The organism is Rhizobium zaerense (assembly GCF_051810725.1).
GTDB lineage: Bacteria > Pseudomonadota > Alphaproteobacteria > Rhizobiales > Rhizobiaceae > Rhizobium > Rhizobium leguminosarum_I.
This window is the reverse complement of sequence record NZ_CM132690.1, coordinates 4824147-4846149: the sequence shown is the minus strand read 5'-3', so window position 1 is coordinate 4846149 and position 22003 is coordinate 4824147. Positions and strand designations below refer to the sequence as shown.

Below are 22003 nucleotides of genomic sequence, written 5' to 3'. Positions count from 1 at the left end.
TCGCCCCGCGAGCGGGGAGAAGGTGCCGGCAGGCGGATGAGCGACTATCTGGGTTGTCAAGTTGCGCATTCGAATTCTCTTCGCGCATCCCGTGCTTTTGCATTGAGAATGACCAGCAGTTTTCGGGCGAGCGCAATGCGGATAACCATTTTTGGCTTGCCAGCGCTCTGCAACCTTTGCCTGAAGGCAGCCAAATGCGGATCGTACCTGGCCGCGGTGGCGGCGACCAGGAACAGGATGCCACGCGGTCCGGAGCGCCCGCGGCGCACCGGCCGGGGTCCGCTGCGTTTGCCGCTATCGTTGGCAATCGGCGCCAGGCCGGCCAGTTTGACGATCGCCTTGTTGGAGATCGGCCGATTTCGGGCAATTCGGCCATCAGCCGGGCAACGGTACGGTCCGCCACCCCCTTGATCGAGCGAAAGGCTTGGTTGAGGCAGGCCCAGAGCGGATCGTCGTCGATCATCGAGGCAATCTCGCCCTCAAGGGTGCGGCTCTGGCTCTGGCGCACCAGAAGCGCGATCACTTCGTCGAGGCTTGCCACACTCTGCTGATCGCGGGCAGCACTGCGGCGCTGCCTCTGGACGGTCAGATCGCTGGTGACCTGAGACAGCCGCGTCATCAGCGCCGACAGCCGCAGCTGCGCGGCTTTCGGCGGCGGCAGGGCAGACAGCCGCCTGGCCTCGGCATAATGGGCGATCATCGCCGCATCGATCCGGTCGGTCTTTTCCAGAAAGCCCATGGCCTCGGCAAAGCGGCGCACATGGCGCGGATTGGCAAGCGCGCAGGCGATCCCCAACTCCCACAACAGCAGGAAGGCCGAACGCTCGTAGCCGCCCGACGCCTCCATGACGACGAGCTCGACACCCTGCTCCCGGCAGAGCGCAGCCAGCGCGCCGATGCCGGCCGCATCGTTGCTGAAACGCTCAAAAACCCCGGACGGGCGGATAAACGCATCCAGCCAGTCCTTCGAAACATCCACTCCACATATAACTCTGTTCACGGTAACCTGCCTTGTGCGTGCGGTTGAAGCCAAGCGACTATTCGGTCGTACGTGACGATGACGAAGATCCCAGGCTCATCCACGGTTGTAACCGGAGGGGGAAACGGGCGACTTCGTCACGCCTCTGGCTGGGTGGCCACCCAGCCAGAGGCTCAATCGCTTCCATCGCACATAAAATCTAACATGCAGATACAAGGGGCCGCTGTCGGCGATCTCCCGGACGAAGATGACGACGCGCCTCAGATCGCCTTGCTGCCCTGCTTGTTGCGTTCGAGCAGCGCCTTCACGGTCGCGTCGGTCACCTTTCCGTCCGGCTCCTGGCCGACGGACTTCTGGAAGTTTTTGATCGCGGTCACGGTCTTCGCACCCATTTCGCCGTCCGGCACTCCGGCGTCGAAGCCGTTATTGTTGAGGATCGCCTGGATGTTGCGGACGGCCTTCTTCATGTCGACGGTCGCCGTCTTCGCGCCAGTGCCGGCCCATTCGTCGGGAATGTCGATGGCGTTCGTACGGTGGTCGACCGGCTCCGGCTTCCAGAGATCGGCCTTGGCGCGCGCCCGTTCGAGCTGGTCGGGCTTCATGGCTTTGGCGACTTCGTCGCGCTTCTGCGCCGCATCCTTGTCGCCGGCCTTGGCGGCGATCGCAAACCATTTGTACGACTCTTCGAGATCAGCCGGAACCCCGTTGCCCCTAGCGCAGAGGATCGCCAGGTTGAACTGGCTGTCGGTGATGCCGAGGTTCGCAGCCTTGGTGAACCACGAGGCGGCCGTGGTATAGTCCTGCTGGCCCAGCGCGCCGGAGGCGTAGAGGACGGCGAGATTGTGCATGGCGCTCGCATTGCCCTGGTTTGCCGCCTGCTCGTAGAAGCCCTTCGCCTTGGCGATGTCGCGTTCGACGCCGTTGCCCTTCTCGTACATGCTGCCGAGCCGGTATTGCGCAGGCGCAAAGCCCTTGTCGGCCGCAAGCTGGTACCAGTTCGCCGCCTGCTTCTGATCGGCTGTCATGCCGTTGCGGCCGTCGGAATAACGCGCGCCGATCTCGAACAGCGCCAGCGCATCGCCGCCGCTCGCCGCATCGGCAAGCGATTTCGGCTGGACGGTGTCGGGAATGGTAATAGTCGCCTGCGGCGCGGGTGCGGGAACGAAGCTCGATGTCTCCTGTGCCGCGCCGGACGGACCGGGAGCGGCAAGCATCGCCGCCCCTTCGCCGTCAAGCGGCGTCATATCGGTCAGATGGTCGCCGCCGACCGGCGGGGTTGCCTCCGGCTGCGCCGGTTCGGCGACGGGCGGTACAGTTTCGGCTGCCGGAGCGGTGGTTTCGAGAGCGGCGGCATCCGGCTGGGCAGGTGTCGCTTCGGGCAAGGCCGGCGCCGGGTTTTCCGCAGCACCCGTCAGCGCCGAGACTTCCGCTGGCGGCTGCGGCGCGCGCTCGCCGCTCGTCAGCGTTCGGGCAAGCGGAAAGGCCATGATGGCGAGCAGCACGGCGCCGACCGCCAGCAAGATCGGCCGCCGGTAGCGCGAAAAGGCACTGGTCTTGCCCGTTTTGTCAGAAGCCTTGCCGGCTTTGTCGGCAGTCGCGCCCTTCTTCTCGGCCTTGACGGCCGCCTGCTTCGGATTGGCGTCCACTTCCATCGCGGCCGCCTGCGCCGCCCGGCGCGCAGCAGCAATATAATCGGCGCGATCGGTTTCGCCGGCAGGTTTGCCGCGCGCCGCGCTCTGGCTGGCGCGAACCCGTTCAAGAATCTTCTTCACGTCAGGTGCGCCCGAGCCCGGCTCGAGCAGTTCGTTTGCCGCATCCGTCGGCACCACGTCGGTGGGATCGATCGACGGCGCGGGATCGATCATCGGACGTTCGGTCGCCCGGCTCTCGGCTTTCTTGCCGGGCAGCAGCCGCTTGCCGAGACTGGCGAGCAGGCTGGCCTTCGCCGGGGTCTGTGTCCGTGTCGCTGTCGCAACCTCCGCGGTCCGGCTCGCGGCTTCGATGGCGATCGCGCTCGTTCCGCTCATGGCGGCGGCTTGTGCCGGGGCGGCAGCTTCGGCTGCGACCTCGGCCGTGCGGATAACAGGGGAAGCCGTCGCTGTCGGGGCAGCGGCCGGCATCCTGTTCATCTCGGCTTCGGCCACCATCAGCGCATAGGGATCGACATCGAAATCGACGTCGGCAACCGGCATCTGGGCGAGCGGCCGGCCGCGATCCTCCATGCCGTCGAGGCGGTCGGCGATATGCACCAGCGTCTCGTGCAGCGCCTGGAAAGTCTTGTGCGTGCGTTCCTCGCTGTCACGGCTGAGATCCTCGAGGTGGCGCAGATCCTCGGCCAGCGCCGTCAGCGCCGACATGTCGGCGGCGGGCATGACACCCTGTGGACCGCCATGGCGCGAATAGGCTTCGACGACGGCCTCTGCCGCCTGGCGTGCCGCCTCGATGATATATTCGTCGCTCGTCGCCATATAGTCTTCGATCGCGCCCATGCGCTGGTCGAGTTCGGGGGGTATTACGGCGCTTTCGCGCGGCGCGCTCATCAGCGCCGACAGATTGGCAATCTGGTCTTCGAGGTTCTTCAGCGCGTGCGGATCGGTCGGCGCTGCCGATGTGCTCTCTTCGAGCCGGGCGGCAATGTCGCTCAGCCGTCCTTCGAGACGCAGGAAGGCGCTGTCGTCGGCCACAGCGGCGCGCCGGCGCCTGCTGCTGATAGGCCATCTCGTCGATGCGCCGGGCGAGATGGTCGAGCCGCTGCGCCAGCACGTCGTTGACGGCGCCATTCTCAAGCGCGTCGATCTTGCGGGAAATGTCGGAAAGCGTGCCGGTGAGGTCGGCCTGCGGCGCCGTCTCCTGCGTGCGCTCCAGCAGATAGGAAAGATGTTCCAGCCGTTCATCGAGCCGCGACGTCGCTTCCGCCTTCGTCATCTCCTCGACGCGTCCCGTCAGCGCCTCCAGCCGCATCGCCAGCTCATCGGCCGGGTTCACGCGGCTGGCCACATCATGGCTCATCAGTTCGATCTGATCGGCCAGCGCCTCCAGCCGGTTTTCCAGCCGCTGCATCAGGCCCGGATCATTCGTGGTGGCCGTGCGCCCGCTTGCCGCGATCGCCCGGCTGATCTCGTCGAGCCGCATGTCCATGGCGGCGAACTGTTCGGACATTACCCGGTCGTGCGGCTGGATCATGTTGCCGAAATGCTCCATCGCCGTGGCGATCGAGATGAGCTTGTCTTCCAGCGCCCGAACCGCGGGGCTTTCGCCCATGCCGCCGATATGGCGCTTGATGTCGTCGAGCCGATAGGCAAGCGAAACGAGCTCTTCCTGCAGCCCTTCGGTATCGAGCGCCGCAAGCCGGTTTTCGAAACCGTCCCAGCGGTTTTCCATATGGCGCAGCGAATCCTCGCGCGCCAGCCCGTCGATCAGCGAGCGCAGCTCTTCAAAATCCTCGCGAAGGCCTGTGGCCTCCGGCGCGGCGGAGCGGCCGGTCAGCTGCGTGATGCTCTGGGCAAGGCGGCCCATGTCGGCGCGCATGTCGTCGGCGAAACGGCCGTCGCCAGCATTTGTCTTGATCTCGCGCAGCTCGGCGCGCAGCGCGTTCATCTCACGGGTGACGCCCTCGGAAATGTCGCGCTTCAGGTCCTGCCGCAGGTTGACGAGGGCCTGGGCAATCTCCGTCATCGTATCGTCGCCGGCGCGCAAGGCCGGCGCCGGCGCTGGAGCGGCGGCGCGCGGCACAGGTTCGCGAAGCTGCGGGGCCTGTTGGCGTGCGTAGGGCCGTTCGCGGCTGGCTTCGAGCGCGCGCTGGCGTTGACGGATTTCGGCGAGCGGATCGGGCCGCGGCTCGGGCGGGACCTTTGCGGGCCGGGGAGCATGGGAGCCGGCATAAGGATCGCGCTCGGCCGTTGCCGTGCGCGGCCGCTGCTCGCGCCCGCTGCCCATCAGCCCTTCGATGCGCGCCTCCAGCCCTTCGATCGTGCGGTTCAGCGCATCGAGCGAGGTCCTGTCGGACTGTCGGGAAGGATTTAATCGCGATCCGTTCATGTTCTTGCTCGCTTCGACTGCTCGACCTCTCGTCAGAGCTCGATCTTTGGCTTTTCCGTCTGCTGCCCGCCTCTTTACGCGGACCGGAGCGCACCATTCATAAGACGATAGTCAATTAGACTTTCCTCAAGCTGAACGATGTAGCGGCATCCTAAGGGAACGCGAGACTGGGAAAAGGAATGCGGATCGCTACTGCTCAATCCGCACCTTTCACGAAACGTGGTAAACAAGCCGTTAATGCCGATGGGAATTTTTTAACGTTTGTGTTCAAAACGCCGTTTCTGACGGCAACTGCCGTTCAATTCGTCAGATCAAATCGCCGCTCGCGCGATCACGCCGGACGCGGATATTGCAGCTCGATCTTCACGCCTTCAGGGCCGTAGACGAAGATCTGGCCGAGTTCTGTGTCGGGAATATCGTAATATTCGTGGCGATAGCCGCCCGCCTTGATGCGTTCCAGCGCCGGCCCGAATTCATAGAGGCTGAAGGCGACATGGTTGAAGATGCCGGGCGGAAAATCGGTGCTGCGCGATGTCAGGTTGAGATGGATGACCGGGCGTTCGTCCAGATAGAGCCAGTGGCCGGGCGAGGCGAAGGGCGGCCGATAGCCCTCGCTGACGCCGAGCACGGTCTCCAGGAAGCCGATCATCCCGGGCGCATCGCGGGTCTCGATGGTGACATGGTCCAGACGTGGCATCGGTATCCTCCCAGCTAGAGCATGATGCCGAAAAGTGTGAGCGGTTTTCGGACGACATCATGCTCTAACTCTTTAATTGAGAACAGGATTCAGATGTTAGGCCGAACAGGCCTAAAATCATCCTGTTCTAGCCTTGACGGCAAAGCCTAACCCGTCTGAGAGTGTCGCGAAAGTTGCTTCCCCTGCGGCGGCAGGCCGCGGCCAGGGCGTGAGACCTAGAAGCTCTCCGTCCAGGGCCGGACTTCCACCTCCAGCGACCATGCGCTGCGGTGCTGGCGAAGCACGTCGATATAAGTCTGGGCGATCGCATCCGGCGAGAGCGTGCCATCCGGCTTCTCCACCCGGTCCGGCCGGGTCTGCGACCGCACCGCGCCGTCGATGACGAAATGGGCGACATGGATGCCCATCGGCCCGAGTTCGCGGGCGGCACTCTGGGCAAGGCCACGCAGCGCGAACTTGCCCATCGCGAAGGATGCCGATTGCGCAAAGCCCTTCACGCTGGCCGACGCGCCGGTGATCAGGATGGCGCCGCGGCCACGCGGGATCATCCGACGCGCCGCCTGCTGCACCACCAGGAAACCGCCGAAAGCGGTGGTCGCAATCGCCTTCTCGACCTCGGCGGGATCGAGTTCGGCGAGCGGGCCGCGCTGACGGGCGCTGGCATTGAAGATCACCACGTCGGGCCCGCTGATCGCAGCGGCAGCCGCTTCGAAGAGTGCTGCGACGCTCGCAGGTTGCGAGACATCCGTTGTAAAGGCGCTGGCGCCGGTCTCCTCGATCAGCCCCTGCAGTTTCTCGATATTGCGGGCGGCAAGCCCGACCTTGACGCCCTGCGCCGACAATTGCCGGGCAAGCGATGCGCTGATGCCGGAGCCCGCGCCGACGATCAGTGCGCTCTCATAGGGAAAGTCGGTCATAATGTCTTCCTCGATGGATCGTGGCAAAGACGTAGGAAGTCCGAACGGCCGGCGCCACCACGCGACCGGAATTTCAGTGCGCTGAATCGATCGAATAGGCGCTGATGCGCGAGAGATGGATGAAGGAAAGGCCCGTTTCCTCCGCCCAGTCATTGAAGGCCTGCTGGATCAACTGCTGGTCCTTCTTGGTCGTGCCGGAGGAGGAGAGCGGTACGCCGGCCGATCGGAGGCAGGCGAGCACGTCGATCGTGGCGATGAAGCTGTCGCGGCCGATGCCGCGCAGGAAATATTGTCCGGTCATGCCGCCGAGCCGGTTGCCGCGTTTGCTCAGCAGGTCGAGAAGGCCGATCTGGTCATCCCCAGGCCAGTCGGCGAAGAAGACGCCGGCGCTGCCATATTCCTTTGCCAATTCCCTGATGAAGGCGGCATTGGCCCGAACCGACATGATCTTGGCGCCGTTGCGGATGATCCGCTCATCCGAAGTGAGGGCATGCCAATAGTCGTCGGGCGCGATATTCAGCATCGCCGGATCAAAACCGGAAAACGCTGACTCGAAACCTGGCCACTTGCTGTCGATCACCTTCTGGACGAAACCGCTGTAGAAGATGCGCCGGGTCATGTCTGCCAGGATGCGATCGTCGGGCATGGCGCGCAGCCGCTCGGGATCCGGTCGGTGATTCTCCAGCAAGGCCTGCAACGCGGCGGCCCCGCCCTTTCGCTCCTCCGCACGCTGCCTTATCGCCTCGAAACTGATCATGCGGCCCTCCTCAAACATTTCCCGATTGCGGCTTGAACGACGCTTCCGTTTATACGCCGTTCTGCGATGGACAAGGAAGATGAGATGGCGTCTGTTCCTTCCCACGCGTGATGCATTACGCGTCGCACTTTCATCGCCCAACGGATTCGCGCGTTCGAATTTTTTTCATGAAAAGACGGCCAAGGTTGCAAAATTTGACGTTTACGCAAACGTCAATATTTTGTAAGACAGTGCCCGAGGCTGGAGCAATCCGGTCAGTCGAATGGGAGGAATTTGAGAGATGCCAGTCTACAAGGCCCCGGTGAACGATACGCTCTTCGTCCTGAACGACGTGCTGGGTCTCGAACGCTACAACAATCTGCCGGGTTTTGCCGACGCGACCCCCGATATGATCGAAGCGATCCTCGGCGAGGCCGGAAGGGTTGCCGAGGAAGCTCTCTTTCCACTGAATTATTCCGGCGACCAGGAAGGCTGCACGCGCCACGACGATGCCAGCGTCTCGACGCCGAAGGGTTTCAAGGAAGCCTATAAAGCCTATCGCGAAGGCGGCTGGATCGGCCTTGCGGTGCCGGAGGAATTCGGCGGCCAGGGGCTTCCCTATACGCTGCATACCGCCGTCGGCGAATATACGTCGGCCGCCAACATGTCGCTGATGATGTATCCAGGCCTGACGCAGGGCGCGATCGCGGCACTCCTCGTCCACGGTTCCGACGAACAGAAGGCCACCTATCTGCCGAAGATGGTGGACGGTACCTGGTCCGGCACCATGAACCTGACCGAGCCGCATTGCGGCACCGATCTCGGCATGCTGCGCACCAAGGCGGTGCCGCAGGCTGACGGCAGCTACAAAATATCAGGCCAGAAGATCTTCATCTCCGCCGGCGAGCACGACCTGACCGACAATATCATCCATCTGGTGCTGGCCCGCATCGAGGGTGCGCCCGAGGGCACCAAGGGCATCTCGCTCTTCATCGTCCCGAAATTCCTCGTCGGCAAGGACGGCGCACCGGGCACCCGCAACGCCGTCTCCTGCGGTGCCATCGAGCACAAGATGGGCATCCACGCCAACGCCACCTGCGTCATGAATTACGACGAGGCGACGGGCTTCCTGATCGGCGCCGAAAACCGCGGCCTCAACGCCATGTTCGTGATGATGAACGAGGCCCGCCTCATGGTCGGCCTGCAGGGCATCGCCATTTCCGAGATCGCCTATCAGAACGCCGCCAGCTATGCCCGCGACCGCATCCAGGGCCGTTCGCTGTCCGGCCCCAAGGCGCCGGACAAGAAGGCCGATCCGATCATCGTCCATCCGGATATTCGCCGCACGCTGATGACCATCCGCGCCTTCAACGAGGCCGGCCGCGCCTTCCTGCTCTGGACCGCGCTGAAGTCCGATATCGCCCACCGCGCTAGCGACGACAAGGAGCGCCAGACGGCCGACGATATTCTTAGCCTCGTCACCCCGATCCTCAAGGGCGTGATGACCGACAAGGGCTTCGATCATGCCGTCATGGCTCAGCAGGTCTTCGGCGGCCACGGCTATATCGAAGAACACGGCATGAGCCAGTATGTGCGCGACGCCCGCATCGCCATGATCTATGAAGGCGCCAACGGCATTCAGGCGCTCGATCTCGTCGGCCGCAAGCTGGCGCTGAACGGCGGCCGCGCCGCCATGGCCCTCTTCAAGGAGATCGGTGATTTCTGCGAGGAGAACCGCAGCAACGAAAAGCTCTCCTTCTTCACCAAGCATCTGAAGAAGGGCTTGAACGACGTCCAGGGCGCGACCATGTGGTTCATGCAGAACGCCATGGCCAAGCCCGACAATGCCGGTGCCGGCTCGACCGACTACATGCACCTCTTCGGCCTCGTCATTCTCGGCTATATGTGGGCAAAGATGGCCAAAGCCGCCGAGGACGGCCTTGCATCCGGCGATGCCGCCCGCGAGGATTACCTGAAGAACAAGCTGGTCACCGCCCGCTTCTTCATGGAACGCCTGATGCCGGAAACCGCGCTTCGCAAGGCCCGCATCGAAGCCGGCGCCGACACGATGATGGAACTGGCCGCCGAAGCGTTTTGATTGTGTCCCCTTCTCCCCAGCCGGGTTCCGAAGGACGGGCCGAGACCGGTGGCTCGACCCAGGCAGAGGTGGCCCGTTGGGCAGAAGAGGGAAGAACGAAATTCACCGGCGCCGCCGCGCCGTCAGGGAGATGAGACAATGACCGAGGTTTTCATTTACGACCACGTGCGCACGCCGCGCGGCCGCGGCAAGAAGGACGGCGCCCTGCATGAGGTGCCCTCCGTCCGGCTCGCGGCAAAGACGCTGGAAGCGATCCGCGACCGCAACGGGCTGGACACGGGCACGGTCGACGACATCATCATGGGCTGCGTCGATCCGGTCATGGATGCCGGCGCCGTCATCCCCAAGGCCGCCGCCTTCGAAGCCGGTTACTCCACGAAGGCGCCCGGCATGCAGATCTCCCGCTTCTGCGCCTCCGGCCTCGATGCCGTCAATTTCGGCGGCGGCAAGATCGCCCAAGGGGCCGACGATATCGTCATTGCCGGCGGCGTCGAAAGCATGTCCCGCGTCGGTCTCGGCATGTCCGGTGGCGCCTGGTTCATGGATCCTTCGGTGAATTTTCCGGCCTATTTCATGCCGCAGGGCGTCTCGGCCGATCTGATTGCCACCAAATACGGCTTCAGCAGAACCGATGTCGACGCTTATGCGGTCGAGAGCCAGAAGCGTGCCGCCCATGCCTGGGAAAAGGGCTGGTTCGACAAGTCGGTCATCCCGGTCAAAGACCAGAACGGCCTGACGATCCTGGCAAAGGATGAACACATGCGTCCCGGCACCGACATGCAGGCGCTCGCCTCCCTCAATCCGTCCTTCCAGATGCCCGGCGAGATGGGCGGCTTCGAGGCCGTCGGCATACAGGCCCATCCTGAGATCGAGCGCATCAACTATGTCCACCATGCCGGCAATTCCTCCGGCATCGTCGATGGCGCCAGTGTCGTCCTTCTCGGCTCCAAAGCCGGCGGTCAGAGCATGGGCAAAAAGCCGCGTGCCCGGATCAAGGCCTTCGCCAATATCGGCTCCGATCCGGCCCTGATGCTGACCGGGCCTGTCGACGTCACCGAGAAGCTGTTGAAACGATCAGGCATGAGCCTTGCCGACATCGACCTCTTCGAACTCAACGAGGCTTTCGCTGCCGTGGTGCTGCGCTACATGCAGGCCTTCGACATCGACCATGACCGGATCAACGTCAATGGCGGCGCCATCGCCATGGGTCACCCGCTCGGCGCCACCGGCGCGATGATCCTCGGAACGGTGCTGGACGAACTTGAACGCCGCGATCTCAACACCGCGCTGGTGACGCTCTGCATCGGCGCCGGCATGGGCACCGCAACGGTTATCGAAAGGGTCTGATGGGACCGAAACCTTCCCCCTTGTGGGGAGGGTCGAGCAAAGCGAGGGGAGGGGTCTTCTCGCCAAGGAAACCCCTCCCCAACCCCTCCCCACAAGGGGGAGGGGCTTCACCGCCAGAGAATTCAGGGAGAGGAATTCCCAAGATGAGCACCTACACCAATTTCACGCTCGAAACCGACGCCGATGGCATCGCTCTCGTCACCTGGGACATGCCCGGCAAATCGATGAACGTCTTCACCGCCGAGGTGATGGCCGAACTCGACGCCATCATCGACGCCACGACCGCAGATGCCGCCGTCAAGGGTGTCGTCTTCACCTCGGGCAAATCCTCTTTCTCCGGCGGCGCCGATCTGTCGATGATCAAGTCGATGTTCAGCTCCTATCAGGATGAGAAGGCAAAGAGCCTAGAGACGGCGGTGCAGAACCTCTTCGGTCTGGTCGGCCGCATGAGCGGCCTGTTCCGCAAGCTCGAAACATCGGGCAAGCCCTGGGTGTCCGCCATCAACGGCACCTGCATGGGCGGCGCCTTTGAACTGTCGCTCGCCTGCCACGGCCGCGTCGCCTCCAATGCCAAGAGCGTCAAGATTGCGCTGCCCGAGGTGAAGGTCGGTATCTTCCCCGGCGCCGGCGGCACGCAGCGTGTGCCGCGGCTGGCGAACGCCCAGGATGCGCTGCAGATGATGACCACAGGCCAGTCGCTGACCGGCTCCCGCGCCAAGGCGATGAACCTCGTGCATCAGGTGGTCGAGCCGGATCAGCTGATCCCGGCCGCCAAGCAGATGATCAAGGACGGCCTGAAGCCGGTCGCCCCCTGGGACGAGAAGGGCTACAAGGCCCCGGGCGGCGGCATCTGGACGCCGGCTTCCGCCCAGCTCTGGCCGGCAGCCCCGGCAATCCTCCGCCGGGAAACATCGGGCAATTATCCTGCAGCGCTTGCCATCCTGAAATGCGTCTACGAAGGCCTGCAGGTGCCGTTCGACACCGGCCTGAAGATCGAGCAGCGTTACTTCACCGAGGTGCTGCAGACCCGCGAAGCCTTCTCGATGATCCGTTCGCTGTTCATCTCCATGCAGGAACTCGGCAAGGGTGCCCGCCGCCCGGCAGGTCACGCGAAGACCGAGCTGAAACATATAGGCGTCGTCGGCGCCGGCTTCATGGGCGCCTCGATCGCCTATGTCACGGCTGCCGCCGGCATTCCGGTGACGCTGATCGATCGCGACATCGAAGCAGCGACCAAGGGCAAGACCGTCTCGGAAGGCCTGGTCAAGGATTCTGTCGGTAAGGGGCGTCTTACGCAGGACGAGGCGGCTGCACTGCTCTCCCGCATCACGCCCTCGGCAGACTATGCCGACCTCGCCAATGCCGATCTCGTCATCGAGGCGGTGTTTGAGGATCGCGAGGTGAAGAAAGCGGTCATCGAGGCGGTCGAAGCCGTGCTGCCGGAAGGCGCGATCTTCGCCTCCAATACCTCGACCCTGCCGATCTCAGGTCTCGCCAGGAATTCGAAACGCCCTGCCGATTTTATCGGCATCCACTTCTTCTCGCCTGTCGAGAAGATGATGCTGACCGAGGTCATCCTCGGAAGCGACACCGGCGACAGGGCGCTGGCCGTCGCTCTTGATTATGTCGCAGCCATCAAGAAGACGCCGATCGTCGTCAACGACACCCGCGGCTTCTTCGTCAATCGCTGCGTGCTGCGTTACATGTCGGAAAGCTACGACATGCTGATCGAGGGCGTGCCGCCTATCATGATCGAGAATGCCGCCAAGATGGCCGGCATGCCTGTGGGACCGCTGGCGCTCAACGACGAGGTGGCGATCGACCTTTCGCTAAAGATCCTCAAGGCGACGGCCGCCGATCTCGGCGAAAAGGCCATCGACCCCAGGCATATGGAACTCATCTCCCGCATGGTGGAAAAGGAGGGCCGCTTCGGCCGCAAGAATTCCAAGGGCTTCTACGACTACCCGCCGAAGCCGGCGAAGAAGTCCCTCTGGCCCGACCTCAAGACCCTTTACCCGCAGAAGCAGGCGGATGAGGTCGACGTCAACGTCCTGAAGCAACGCTTCCTCGTCACCATCGCGCTCGAAGCCGCCCGCACCGTGGAGGAAGGCATCGTCACCGATCCGCGCGAGGCGGATGTCGGCTCGATCCTGGGCTTCGGCTTCGCGCCCTATACCGGCGGGGCGCTGAGCTATATCGACGGGATGGGCGCGAAGGCTTTCGTGGAATTGGCGGAAAAGTTAGCTGCTGCTTACGGAAGTCACTTCAAGCCGACGCCGCTGCTGAAGGACATGGCTGCCAAGGGCGAGACGTTTTACGGCCGGTTCGACCCCTATGCGAAGGTAGGGAAGGCGGCTTAGGCCTCTGTATCGTGCCGCGGCGCCCCGCGCTGCCCTGCCGGGCCCCGGGGTCGAGCCACGCGTCTCGACCCGTCCTTCGGACCCCCACAGGTGGGGAGATTGGCTCGGCGCACCGGCTTCCCCAAACAATCGGCGTCCAGCACGACGAAACAATAGGATACGAAGTTCAAGCCACTTGTGATCTCCCCACCTGTGGGGGAGATGGCCGGCAGGCCAGAGGGGGCGGCCCACATACGACGTTCAAGAGTTACTCGACTTCACCTCGCCAGCTGAATTCCACTTTCCCTAGCTGCGGCCTTGTCACCGACACAATTTCCGATTACATGTGCGCGCATCGATCTTGCTAGATGAACTTTGAAACGGCCTTGTGTCGTTCCTGGCGAACTTCCTCCAAAATCGGTTTTCATCGCCGCTTGGCATTTATCCGAGCTGCAATCTTTAATGAACGATTCGAAAAGGATATCGTCATGAGCACAGGTACCGTAAAGTGGTTCAACGCAACCAAGGGCTTCGGCTTCATTCAGCCGGATGACGGCGCAGCCGACGTTTTCGTCCACATCTCCGCCGTTGAACGCGCTGGCATGCGCGATCTCAAGGATGGCCAGAAGCTGTCTTACGAGCTCGTCCGCGACAACAAGTCCGGCAAGATGTCGGCAGACCGCCTCCAGGCGGCCTGAGCCTTCAAGGCTCTAAATATCATCTCCGGATCGTGACCACGGATGTACTGGCACGGTTCGTTGAGATAGCAGGGAAGGTCGGGTTCACCCGGCCTTTTTTTGTATTTGGTTGGCTGATGTTGTGCCCGATTGGCGGAGTAGCCGGCATCGCCTTGGCGCATAAGTCGTGCCGTGTAAGCCCCCCTCTGCCCTGCCGGGCATCTCCCCCACAGGTGGGGAGATCGGCTGGGCGCACCGGCTTCCCCAAACAATTGGCGTTGCAGCACGGCGAACGGCCGAGGATCGAGAAGGTCAAGCCGCTTGTGATCTCCCCACCTGTGGGGGAGATGCCCGGCAGGGCAGAGGGGGGCGGCCACGGCACGACCTTAGAGAATCTTTCGTGTCGCCAAGCCGAGAGCGTCACCGGCGACAACGAGCCCCGCAACACAAGTAAGTCGTTCAGCCTCCTGCCGCCTCGCTACCCTCCAGCATCTCCATGACCCGCGCCATCACCGCCCGCGCCGCATCGAGTTCTGCTGACGTAAATGCAGCCCCCAGCTCGTCGGCCCAACCGGCTTGCGCGGTCTCAATGACACCGAGCCGCGCCGCCCCTTCTTCCGTCAGCCGCACCAGCTTGGCGCGCTGGTGCTGCGGGTTGTCGGCATAGGCGATCAGCCCTTCGCTCTCCAGTACGTCCGCAAGCCGCTGCACGCCCTGGCGGGCGACGCCGAGGGCGCGGGCGATCTGCGCTACCGACATGTCGCCGCGTCGTGCCGCCGCCAGCACCTGCCAGCGCGCGCTCGTCTGTCCTGCCGGCTTTGCCAGTCGGTCGCCGGCGGCCGTCAAATGGCCGGCCAGGCGAAGGGCGGTGATCGCGAAAGCGGAAAAGGCATCCCCTTCCAATGTCCGCTCCGGTCGATTTTGTTTGACAACATGTTGTCGATTTTGTATTTCATCCATAATGACAACATATTGTCATATCCGAAAACTGAAGGCAACGCCGAAGGAGGATAGCACCGTGAAGAAAACCTACAAGGGAAGCTGCCATTGCGGCAAAGTGCACTACGAGGTGGACATGGACCTCGAGGAGGGAACCGGCCGCTGCAATTGTTCGATCTGCGCCAAGCGCCGCTATTGGGGCGCCAACGTCAAGCCGGAGGATTTCCGACTGATGTGCGACCAGGCGGAAACGTCCGACTATCAGTTCAACACCAGGAGCGGTCATCATCGCTTCTGCCGCACCTGCGGTGTGCCGGCCTATGGCGACGGTTATGTCGAAGCGATCGGCGGCGCCTATGTCTCGATCAACATCGCCTGCCTCGACGATATCACGCCCGAGGAACTGGCAGCACTGCCTATCCGTTATGCCGATGGCAGGCACGATGCCTGGTGGAACGAACCGGCGGTGACGAGTTATCTCTGACGCAATTCCAAAAGTGCGCAGCGGTTCTATCGCTGATGTCGGAACGTCGTCCTCCCCTTCGTCCTCTGTCCATAACGGAGAAGGAGAACGACCGTGAAAGACGAAGCGAACGCCAAGATCGAGGAAGAGGCGATCATCGCCATGCTGATGATGCGCGCCAAGGCGCTGGGCGAAAAAAACGCCAAGGATGCGCTTTCCTACGAGACCGAGGATGAGGTCGAGTTTTCGCTGGCGCCGCCGCTCGTCTACTACGGCAAGGACGAGGCGGGCCTGCAGGCATGGTTCGATACCTGGGAAGGCCCGATCGGCGGCGATGTACGCGATGCCAGACTGACGGTTGGTGAAGATGTTGCTTTCTGGAGCGGCCTGACGCGCATGACCGGGACCAAGACCGACGGCACCGAAGTCGATCTCTGGTTCCGCCAGACCCTCGGCCTCGTCAAGCAGGATGGCCGCTGGCTGGTTGCCCATCAGCACGCCTCGGTGCCCTTCGCCATGGACGGCAGCGGCCGGGCGCTGCTCGATCTCAAGCCGTGAAGACCGTCAGGCAGCACTCCCCGCGACCTTCCGCCGGTCGGCGCGAATGCTCATCAGTCCGACGCCCATCAAAAGCAGGATCGCCGTCGCATAGATATCCGTCGTCAGCGCGTAACCGGCCGATTTCGCCAGGAACCCGGCAAGGATCGCCGGCAGGCTGAAGGCGAGGTAGCTCTGGACGTAAAAGGCCGACAGCAGCCCGGCTCGCTCGTCCGGTTTGGCGAGCGGCATGATGGTGCCGATCGAACCGAGGAAATTGGTGCCGAAACCGGCGCCGGTGAAAATCGTGCCGATCAGCAGCAGCGGCACATTGGCGAGATGCACGCCGGCAACGACGGTCAGGATACCGAGCGTCTTGGCCGATACGCCGAAAGCGAGATTGGCCGAGGCCGTCTTGCTGCGCCTGAGATAGACGGCGATCGCTCCGCTCACCATCAATGCGGTGACGACGGCCCCGCCGGTCAGCGGCGCCCGACTGCCGGTTGTGGTGGCGACCAGGGACGGGACCAGCGAGAGATAGAAGCCGGCAAGCGTCCAGTTGGCGATATTGATCGGCGTCACCAGCGAGAGCGGTCGCTTCACCTGCGGCGGAATGGTGACCCGTGGTATCAGCGAGCCGAGTGCGCCGGGCCGCGTGCCGCCGGTCTCGTGTGTCAGCCAGATGACCGCTGCCTGCAGCGTGAAGGCGACGAGCAGCAGCGCATAGATCAGATGCATCGGGAAGGGCCCGTATTGGATCAAGGCACTGGTGCCGACCGCGCCCACCGCCATGCCGGAAAGCGGTGCGATCGAGTTGACGATCTGTCCCTTTGCCCGGTCGACATCGACGAGCGCCGCCCCGAGCGAGGCACCGGCAATTCCCGTTGCCAGCCCCTGCACAATCCGTGCTGCGATCAGCCAGCCGGGACCGCTTGCGACGATGAAGAGCGCCATGGCGGCGATTTCGAGCACAAGGGCGAAGAAGATCACCGGCTTGCGGCCGAGATGGTCGGAGATCGAACCGGCGGTCAGTAGCGCCGCCAGCAACGCGAAGGCGTAGACCGCGAAAATCACCGTGATCAGCACCGGCGAGACGGAGAAGTTTTCCTGATAGATCCGGTAGAGCGGCGTCGGCGCCGCGGAGGCGCCGAAGAAGGTCGCGAGCGTCAGCGCATGAAAGCCGATCGAGGGGCGCGGCGAATTCTCGGTGGATTTGGCTGCGACGAACATATATAAGCTCCTTAAAGCTAAGCCGTTGCGTTAGCTTATGTAGAGCAGGCATTTCGTAAAAGCAAATTCTTTGCGTTAATAGGTCTGTCAAAGATTTTGAACCATCGGCATCAAGGAGAGAAAGTCGGGTTGCCCGCATGACAGTGAAAGAGAATCTCCGTCCGGGCGGCAGAAGCGCCCGGGTTCAGGCATCGGTGCACAAGGCGGTCCGCGAGCTGATGGCCGAGATGAGCCGCGCCGAGGTGACGATCCCCCTGATCGCCGGCAAGGCGGGGGTGACGCCATCGACCATCTATCGCCGCTGGGGCGACCTGCAGGAGCTTTTCGCCGATGTCGCCGTCGATCGGCTGCGCCCGGATATGCAGCCGGTCGATGCCGGCAGTGGCAAGGCCGATCTCGAAGCCTGGGCCGAGCAATATGCCGAGGAAATGTCCTCCGGCCCGGGCCGCGAGATGATCCGCGACGTGCTGGCGGCGCAGGCGGGCGCAAATGCCTGCAAATGCGCTGAATTTACCCGCCAGCAGATCGGCGTCATCGCCGAGAGGGCAAAGGCCCGCGGCGAGGTCTTTCCGGATGTCGACCGCGTCATGGACCAGGTCGTGGCGCCGATCATGTACCGCATCCTGTTCGCTGACGTGCCGGATGCAGCGCGCGTGCGCGATCTGGTCGCCCGTGTCATGGGCGCGACGGACTGAGCGTATCTGTTACTCCGCGGCGGCGCGCTTGAGGCCGGAAATCTGGGTGATATAGGCGCGCAGTGCCGCCGGCCGCACCGGTTTGTGCTGAACGGCGATGCCGTATCGCTCGGCCTCGCTGCGAACCTCCGGCGTGCGGTCGGCCGTGATCAGCAAAGCGGGAATATCGGCGTCGAACTGCCGGCGCAGATGCAGGATAGCGGCAATGCCGGTGCCATCGCCGAGATGATAATCGGCGATGACGATATCTGGCGGTCCGTCCCGACCGTCGCTTGATATCACGTCGGCGAGACAATCCAGCGCTGCCACCTCGCAGCCCCAGCCGCTGATCAAGAGCCGCATGCCCTCGAGGATCTTCGGCTCGTTGTCGATGCAGAGGATTTTCAGCCCGCTCAGCGGCTGCCCCGGACGGTCGTCGGGCGTGACTGCCGCTAGCGTCTCGGCTGGGCGCGAGACGTCGAGCGGCATGGCGATCTGGAATTCCGTGCCCCTGCCATGCGTCGAGTGCAGCTCGACCGGATGGTTGAGCACCCGGGCGATGCGATCGACGATCGAAAGGCCGAGCCCGAGGCCGGAGGCGGTTTTCGCGCCCTCGTCCAGCCTCGCGAATTCTTTGAACACGGTGCGGAATTTCGATGGCGGAATGCCGATACCTGAATCGATCACCTGGATGATCACCTGGTTGCCGCGCGGCCGCGCGCCGACCAGCACCTTGCCGCTGATCGTGTATTTGATGGCGTTGGAGACGAGATTCTGCACCAGCCGGCGCAGCAGGTTGGGGTCGGAGCGGACCCTGAGCGACGTCGGCATGACCACCAGCTTCAGCTGCTTTTCGCGGGCGATCGGCGCAAAGTCGGTTTGGATACGCTTCAGCAGGTCGGAGAGGGCGACGGAGGCAAGCCGCGGTCGCATGGCGCCGGTATCGAGCCTGGAGATGTCGAGCACCGCGCCGAGAATGGTCTCGACCGATTCCAGCGCCGAATCGATGTTACGCACGATCAGGCTGTTGTCGGATTGCGCCATGCGCTCGACCAGCGCCGAGGAATAGAGCCTGGCTGCATTGAGCGGCTGCAGGATATCGTGGCCGGCGGCGGCGAAAAAGCGCGTCTTGCCGATATTCGCTTCGTCGGCGGCGGCGCGTGCCTCGCCGAGTTCGCGGTTGACGCGGGTAAGCTCGGCCGTACGTTCGGCAACGCGCTGCTCCAGAGTTTCATTCGCCTGTTTCAGCGCCTGGTCGGCACTCACGCGCTGGGTAATGTCGGTGAAGGTGGCGACGATGCCCTTGTCGGGCATGGCATTGGAACGCACCTCGATGATCCGCTCGCCGCCGCCGAGCACCAGCGAAAAGGGTTTGTCGAGCGTCAGGAAATGTCGCACCGTCTGGCTGAGATCGCCGGGCGCGATGTCGCCGCGCTGGCTGAGCGTAGTGACGATATCGGACAGCGGAAAACCGACCTGGCCGGCACTTTCCGGCAGATCCAGCAATTGCCGGAAGCGCCGGTTCCAGATCGTCAGCCGGTTGGAACTGTCGAAGACCGCAATGCCCTGGTCCATCTGCGAAAGGGCTGTCTGCAGCATGTCCTGGTTATATTGCAGCGCCTCGCTCGCCTGGTCGAGCAGCCAGGCCGTGTCGGAAGAGGCATCCTCGATCTTCTGCAGGATCAACGACAGCACCAGCCGGGCCGAGGACGAGCCGATGGCGCTGCCGAGCAGCTGTTCGCTGAAATGGATGAGCGCCATGTCTGCCGGTTGCTCGTCCTCCAGCTTGCGGCCGGAGCTCTGTTCGTAGGTCGTCAATGAGCGCTGCATGCGCTCTTCGCCGAGATAGCGCGAGATCGCCGCCTTTAGATCGCCGACGCTGATGCGGGTCTTCCAGCCGCGCGTGGCAAATTGCGAGCGCGAATGCCGCTTGACGAAGATGCCGGCCTGGATGCGTTCCAGCGGCCTGGCGTTGCGGGTGAGCGAGCCGACAATAAAGAAGGCGGTGTTGACGAGCAGGCTCATCGCTGTCGCATTGACCAGCGGATCGGCGTCGGCTGTGGTGAACAATGTCGTGCCGGGGAAGATGAAGCCGAGCACGGCGCTCGCCACATAGGAATAATCGGGGCCGCCCAGCGAGGGCAGGAACAGCAGGTAGATCCAGATGACGAAACCCGAGGTCAGCCCGAGGATCGCGCCGCGCGCGTTCGCCCGCCGCCAGATCAGTCCGCCGAACAGCGCCGGGGCGATTTGCGCGATCGCGGCAAAGGAAAGAAGGCCGATCGAGGCAAGGCCGGCGGTGCTGTCGGTCGAACGGTAATAGGCGTAGCCGAACAGCAGCACGGCGAAGATGGCGCTGCGGCGGATATTGAGCAGCGTCTTGGCGAAATTGTCGCGCTGGCCGGCGCGGCCGGCGAGTTTGCGCCTGAGGAAGATCGGCATGATGATGTCGTTCGACACCATGATCGACAGCGCGACGGAATCGACGATGACCATCGCCGTTGCCGCGGAGAAACCGCCGATGAAGATGATCAGTGAAATCAGAGGCATCTGGCCGGCCAGCGGCAGCGACAGCATGTAGAAATCGGCATTGCCGTTTCCGCCGAAGGTCAGCAGCCCGCCGATCGCCACCGGCAGCACGAAGAGATTGATCGATATGAGATAGGTGGGAAACAGGAAGCCCGCGAGTTTCAGCTGTTTCGAGGTTCGGTTTTCGACAACCGTCACGTGGAATTGCCGCGGCAGCAGGATGATCGCAAAGGCCGACAATAGGATCAGGGTGATCCAGCGGCTGATCGGCGTATGGTAGCTGAGCGCCGACATCACCAGCTCATTGTCGACGGTCTTGCGCCAGAGATCGGTCGGGCCATCGAAGAGAAACCAGATGACGCAGACGCCGGCCGTCAGGAAGGCGACGAGCTTGACCACCGATTCCATCGAGACGGCGAGGATGAGGCCGTCCTGATGCTCCGTCGCATCCGTATGCCGCGTGCCGAACATGATGGCGAAGCAGGCAAGCACCAGCGTTGCGACGAGTGGCAGGTCGAGGAAATAGAGATTGCCGCTGCCGATGCCGTAATCGGACGGATTGACCATGGCGCTGACGGTGCTGGAGATCGCCTTGAGCTGTAGCGCAATATAAGGAATGGCGCCGATCAGCGAGATCAATGCGACGATCGTTGCGACCGTCGAGTTCTTGCCGTAGCGGGCGGCGACGAAATCGGCAACCGAGGTGAGCTTCTCCGCCTTGGCGAGCTCGATGATGCGGCGAAGCAGCGGCATGCCGAGCGTGAAGACCAGGATGGGGCCGATATAGATGCCGGCAAATTCCAGGCCCCGCTGCGCCGCAAGCCCGACGCTGCCGAAATAGGTCCAGGAGGTGCAGTAGATCGCAAGGCTCAGCGCATAGACCACCGGCCATCCGCCTTCCAGCGTGCCCGGGCCGCCTTGCCGCGTGCCCTGGCCGCGGTAGCATGCCCTGGCTGCGGTTCTTGCGGTCGCCATAGCTTGCCACGGCGAAAAGCAGGAGCAGATAGCCGAAGGCAGACGCGAATATGACCCAGCCTGGAAGCATTGACCCTCCGCCGGCGGAAAACCCGCCGGGACCTCCCGCAACGTGGCCAGCTTAAGTCATTTCAGACGCTTTGGAAATTCCTGGCCGTCTAGGCCTTAAGTCAAAGACGGCTGAGGTTCAGGCGGAGAATTGCGATTGACGATTGATTAATTGCAATGAAGATGTAGCTAATAAAAACAACTGTATCGAAGGGAGACGGACTCCGATGCTTAACGAGTTCAAGGCCTTTATCGCCCGCGGCAATGTCATGGATCTTGCAGTCGGCGTCATCATTGGCGGCGCCTTCGGTGGCATCGTCAAATCTTTGGTGGATGACCTCATCATGCCGATCGTCGGCGCCATTTTCGGCGGCTTCGATTTTTCGAATTACTTCCTCCCGCTCTCGTCGGCCGTCAACGCACCGACGCTTGCCGCCGCCCGCGCTCAGGGAGCGGTCTTTGCCTATGGCAGTTTCCTTACCGTGCTCATCAACTTCCTCATTCTCGCCTGGATCATCTTCCTGATGGTCAAGGGCGTGAACACCCTGCGTGCGCAGGTCGAGCGCCAGGAAAAGGCCGCACCGGAAGAGGTGCCACCACCGCCGGCAGACGTTCAGCTGCTGACCGAAATCCGTGATCTTCTTGCCAAGCGCCCGACGGCTTGATCCGGGCTGGAGCCCGTCCGCTCCGCCCGGGCTCAATCATCACGAAAATCGATAAGCCATCACCGGATGTCATGAGATTTGCCGGCGCAAATCCGCTATGAAGGCGGAAACCGGA

13 protein-coding genes and 3 pseudogenes are annotated in these 22003 nt (G+C 63.0%); 8 read left to right on the top strand and 8 right to left on the bottom strand.

Features of this window, described 5'->3' with window-relative positions; translation table 11 throughout:
- Window positions 1-56: 56 nt before the first annotated feature.
- From ACS4RR_RS23930 to ACS4RR_RS23910, 5 genes and pseudogenes are all read right to left on the bottom strand, one after another.
- A pseudogene (locus tag ACS4RR_RS23930) lies at window positions 57-1000 on the bottom strand (IS110 family RNA-guided transposase).
- A 239-nt stretch (window positions 1001-1239) separates the two neighbouring features.
- A pseudogene (locus ACS4RR_RS23925) lies at window positions 1240-5017 on the bottom strand (peptidoglycan-binding protein).
- Between the two features lie 331 nt (window positions 5018-5348).
- Window positions 5349-5714, bottom strand: coding sequence for a VOC family protein (locus ACS4RR_RS23920; protein WP_260110018.1), 366 nt, complete (start codon window positions 5712-5714; stop codon window positions 5349-5351).
- 215 nt (window positions 5715-5929) lie between these two features.
- Window positions 5930-6631 (bottom strand): SDR family NAD(P)-dependent oxidoreductase, encoded by a 702-nt coding sequence (locus tag ACS4RR_RS23915; protein ID WP_456189503.1) that lies wholly within the window; start codon window positions 6629-6631, stop codon window positions 5930-5932.
- Between the two features lie 73 nt (window positions 6632-6704).
- Entirely contained in the window at window positions 6705-7388 is a 684-nt protein-coding gene (locus ACS4RR_RS23910) for a DNA-3-methyladenine glycosylase I (protein WP_456189502.1), read from the bottom strand.
- Between the two features lie 280 nt (window positions 7389-7668).
- Here ACS4RR_RS23910 and ACS4RR_RS23905 point away from each other — a divergent pair, with 280 nt between their 5' ends.
- From ACS4RR_RS23905 to ACS4RR_RS23890, 4 genes are all read left to right on the top strand, one after another.
- Window positions 7669-9465, top strand: coding sequence for an acyl-CoA dehydrogenase C-terminal domain-containing protein (locus ACS4RR_RS23905; protein ID WP_260110020.1), 1797 nt, complete (start codon window positions 7669-7671; stop codon window positions 9463-9465).
- A gap of 138 nt (window positions 9466-9603) precedes the next feature.
- Window positions 9604-10812, top strand: a complete 1209-nt coding sequence (locus ACS4RR_RS23900) for an acetyl-CoA C-acetyltransferase (protein ID WP_260110021.1) — start codon at window positions 9604-9606, stop codon at window positions 10810-10812.
- Between the two features lie 143 nt (window positions 10813-10955).
- Complete coding sequence (locus ACS4RR_RS23895) at window positions 10956-13172, top strand: 3-hydroxyacyl-CoA dehydrogenase NAD-binding domain-containing protein (RefSeq protein WP_260110022.1); 2217 nt, start codon at window positions 10956-10958, stop codon at window positions 13170-13172.
- 467 nt (window positions 13173-13639) lie between these two features.
- Window positions 13640-13849, top strand: a complete 210-nt coding sequence (locus tag ACS4RR_RS23890) for a cold-shock protein (protein ID WP_003545273.1) — start codon at window positions 13640-13642, stop codon at window positions 13847-13849.
- Window positions 13850-14287: 438 nt separating this feature from the next.
- Here ACS4RR_RS23890 and ACS4RR_RS23885 read toward each other — a convergent pair whose 3' ends face one another.
- Window positions 14288-14788: a MarR family winged helix-turn-helix transcriptional regulator gene (locus ACS4RR_RS23885; RefSeq protein WP_260110023.1), complete on the bottom strand. Its 501-nt coding sequence runs from the start codon at window positions 14786-14788 to the stop codon at window positions 14288-14290.
- Between the two features lie 58 nt (window positions 14789-14846).
- Here ACS4RR_RS23885 and ACS4RR_RS23880 point away from each other — a divergent pair, with 58 nt between their 5' ends.
- Window positions 14847-15251: a GFA family protein gene (locus ACS4RR_RS23880; RefSeq protein ID WP_260110024.1), complete on the top strand. Its 405-nt coding sequence runs from the start codon at window positions 14847-14849 to the stop codon at window positions 15249-15251.
- Window positions 15252-15344: 93 nt separating this feature from the next.
- The gene (locus ACS4RR_RS23875) at window positions 15345-15788 is read left to right on the top strand and encodes a YybH family protein (protein WP_260110025.1); all 444 of its coding nucleotides are present in this window, start codon (window positions 15345-15347) and stop codon (window positions 15786-15788) included.
- Window positions 15789-15794: 6 nt separating this feature from the next.
- Here the strand turns inward: ACS4RR_RS23875 and ACS4RR_RS23870 are convergent, their stop codons facing one another.
- Window positions 15795-16997 carry an MFS transporter gene (locus ACS4RR_RS23870; protein ID WP_260110026.1) on the bottom strand — a complete coding sequence of 401 codons (1203 nt, stop codon included), beginning with the start codon at window positions 16995-16997 and terminating at the stop codon, window positions 15795-15797.
- A 137-nt stretch (window positions 16998-17134) separates the two neighbouring features.
- On the opposite strand from ACS4RR_RS23870, the gene ACS4RR_RS23865 reads away from it, so the two are divergent.
- Window positions 17135-17692 (top strand): TetR/AcrR family transcriptional regulator, encoded by a 558-nt coding sequence (locus ACS4RR_RS23865; RefSeq protein WP_260110027.1) that lies wholly within the window; start codon window positions 17135-17137, stop codon window positions 17690-17692.
- Window positions 17693-17701: 9 nt separating this feature from the next.
- Here ACS4RR_RS23865 and ACS4RR_RS23860 read toward each other — a convergent pair.
- Window positions 17702-21245, bottom strand: a pseudogene (locus tag ACS4RR_RS23860) (PAS domain-containing hybrid sensor histidine kinase/response regulator).
- Window positions 21246-21450: 205 nt separating this feature from the next.
- On the opposite strand from ACS4RR_RS23860, the gene mscL reads away from it, so the two are divergent.
- Window positions 21451-21888, top strand: coding sequence for a large conductance mechanosensitive channel protein MscL (gene mscL / locus ACS4RR_RS23855; RefSeq protein ID WP_017966928.1), 438 nt, complete (start codon window positions 21451-21453; stop codon window positions 21886-21888).
- Window positions 21889-22003 lie beyond the last annotated feature (115 nt).

Coding starts and splice junctions, on each gene's coding strand:
- ACS4RR_RS23920 (WP_260110018.1), bottom strand. CDS start 5,714: ATGCCACGTCTGGACCATGTCACCATCGAGACCCGCGATGCGCCCGGG.
- ACS4RR_RS23915 (WP_456189503.1), bottom strand. CDS start 6,631: ATGACCGACTTTCCCTATGAGAGCGCACTGATCGTCGGCGCGGGCTCC.
- ACS4RR_RS23910 (WP_456189502.1), bottom strand. CDS start 7,388: ATGATCAGTTTCGAGGCGATAAGGCAGCGTGCGGAGGAGCGAAAGGGC.
- ACS4RR_RS23905 (WP_260110020.1), top strand. CDS start 7,669: ATGCCAGTCTACAAGGCCCCGGTGAACGATACGCTCTTCGTCCTGAAC.
- ACS4RR_RS23900 (WP_260110021.1), top strand. CDS start 9,604: ATGACCGAGGTTTTCATTTACGACCACGTGCGCACGCCGCGCGGCCGC.
- ACS4RR_RS23895 (WP_260110022.1), top strand. CDS start 10,956: ATGAGCACCTACACCAATTTCACGCTCGAAACCGACGCCGATGGCATC.
- ACS4RR_RS23890 (WP_003545273.1), top strand. CDS start 13,640: ATGAGCACAGGTACCGTAAAGTGGTTCAACGCAACCAAGGGCTTCGGC.
- ACS4RR_RS23885 (WP_260110023.1), bottom strand. CDS start 14,788: ATGGATGAAATACAAAATCGACAACATGTTGTCAAACAAAATCGACCG.
- ACS4RR_RS23870 (WP_260110026.1), bottom strand. CDS start 16,997: ATGTTCGTCGCAGCCAAATCCACCGAGAATTCGCCGCGCCCCTCGATC.
- ACS4RR_RS23865 (WP_260110027.1), top strand. CDS start 17,135: ATGACAGTGAAAGAGAATCTCCGTCCGGGCGGCAGAAGCGCCCGGGTT.
- mscL (WP_017966928.1), top strand. CDS start 21,451: ATGCTTAACGAGTTCAAGGCCTTTATCGCCCGCGGCAATGTCATGGAT.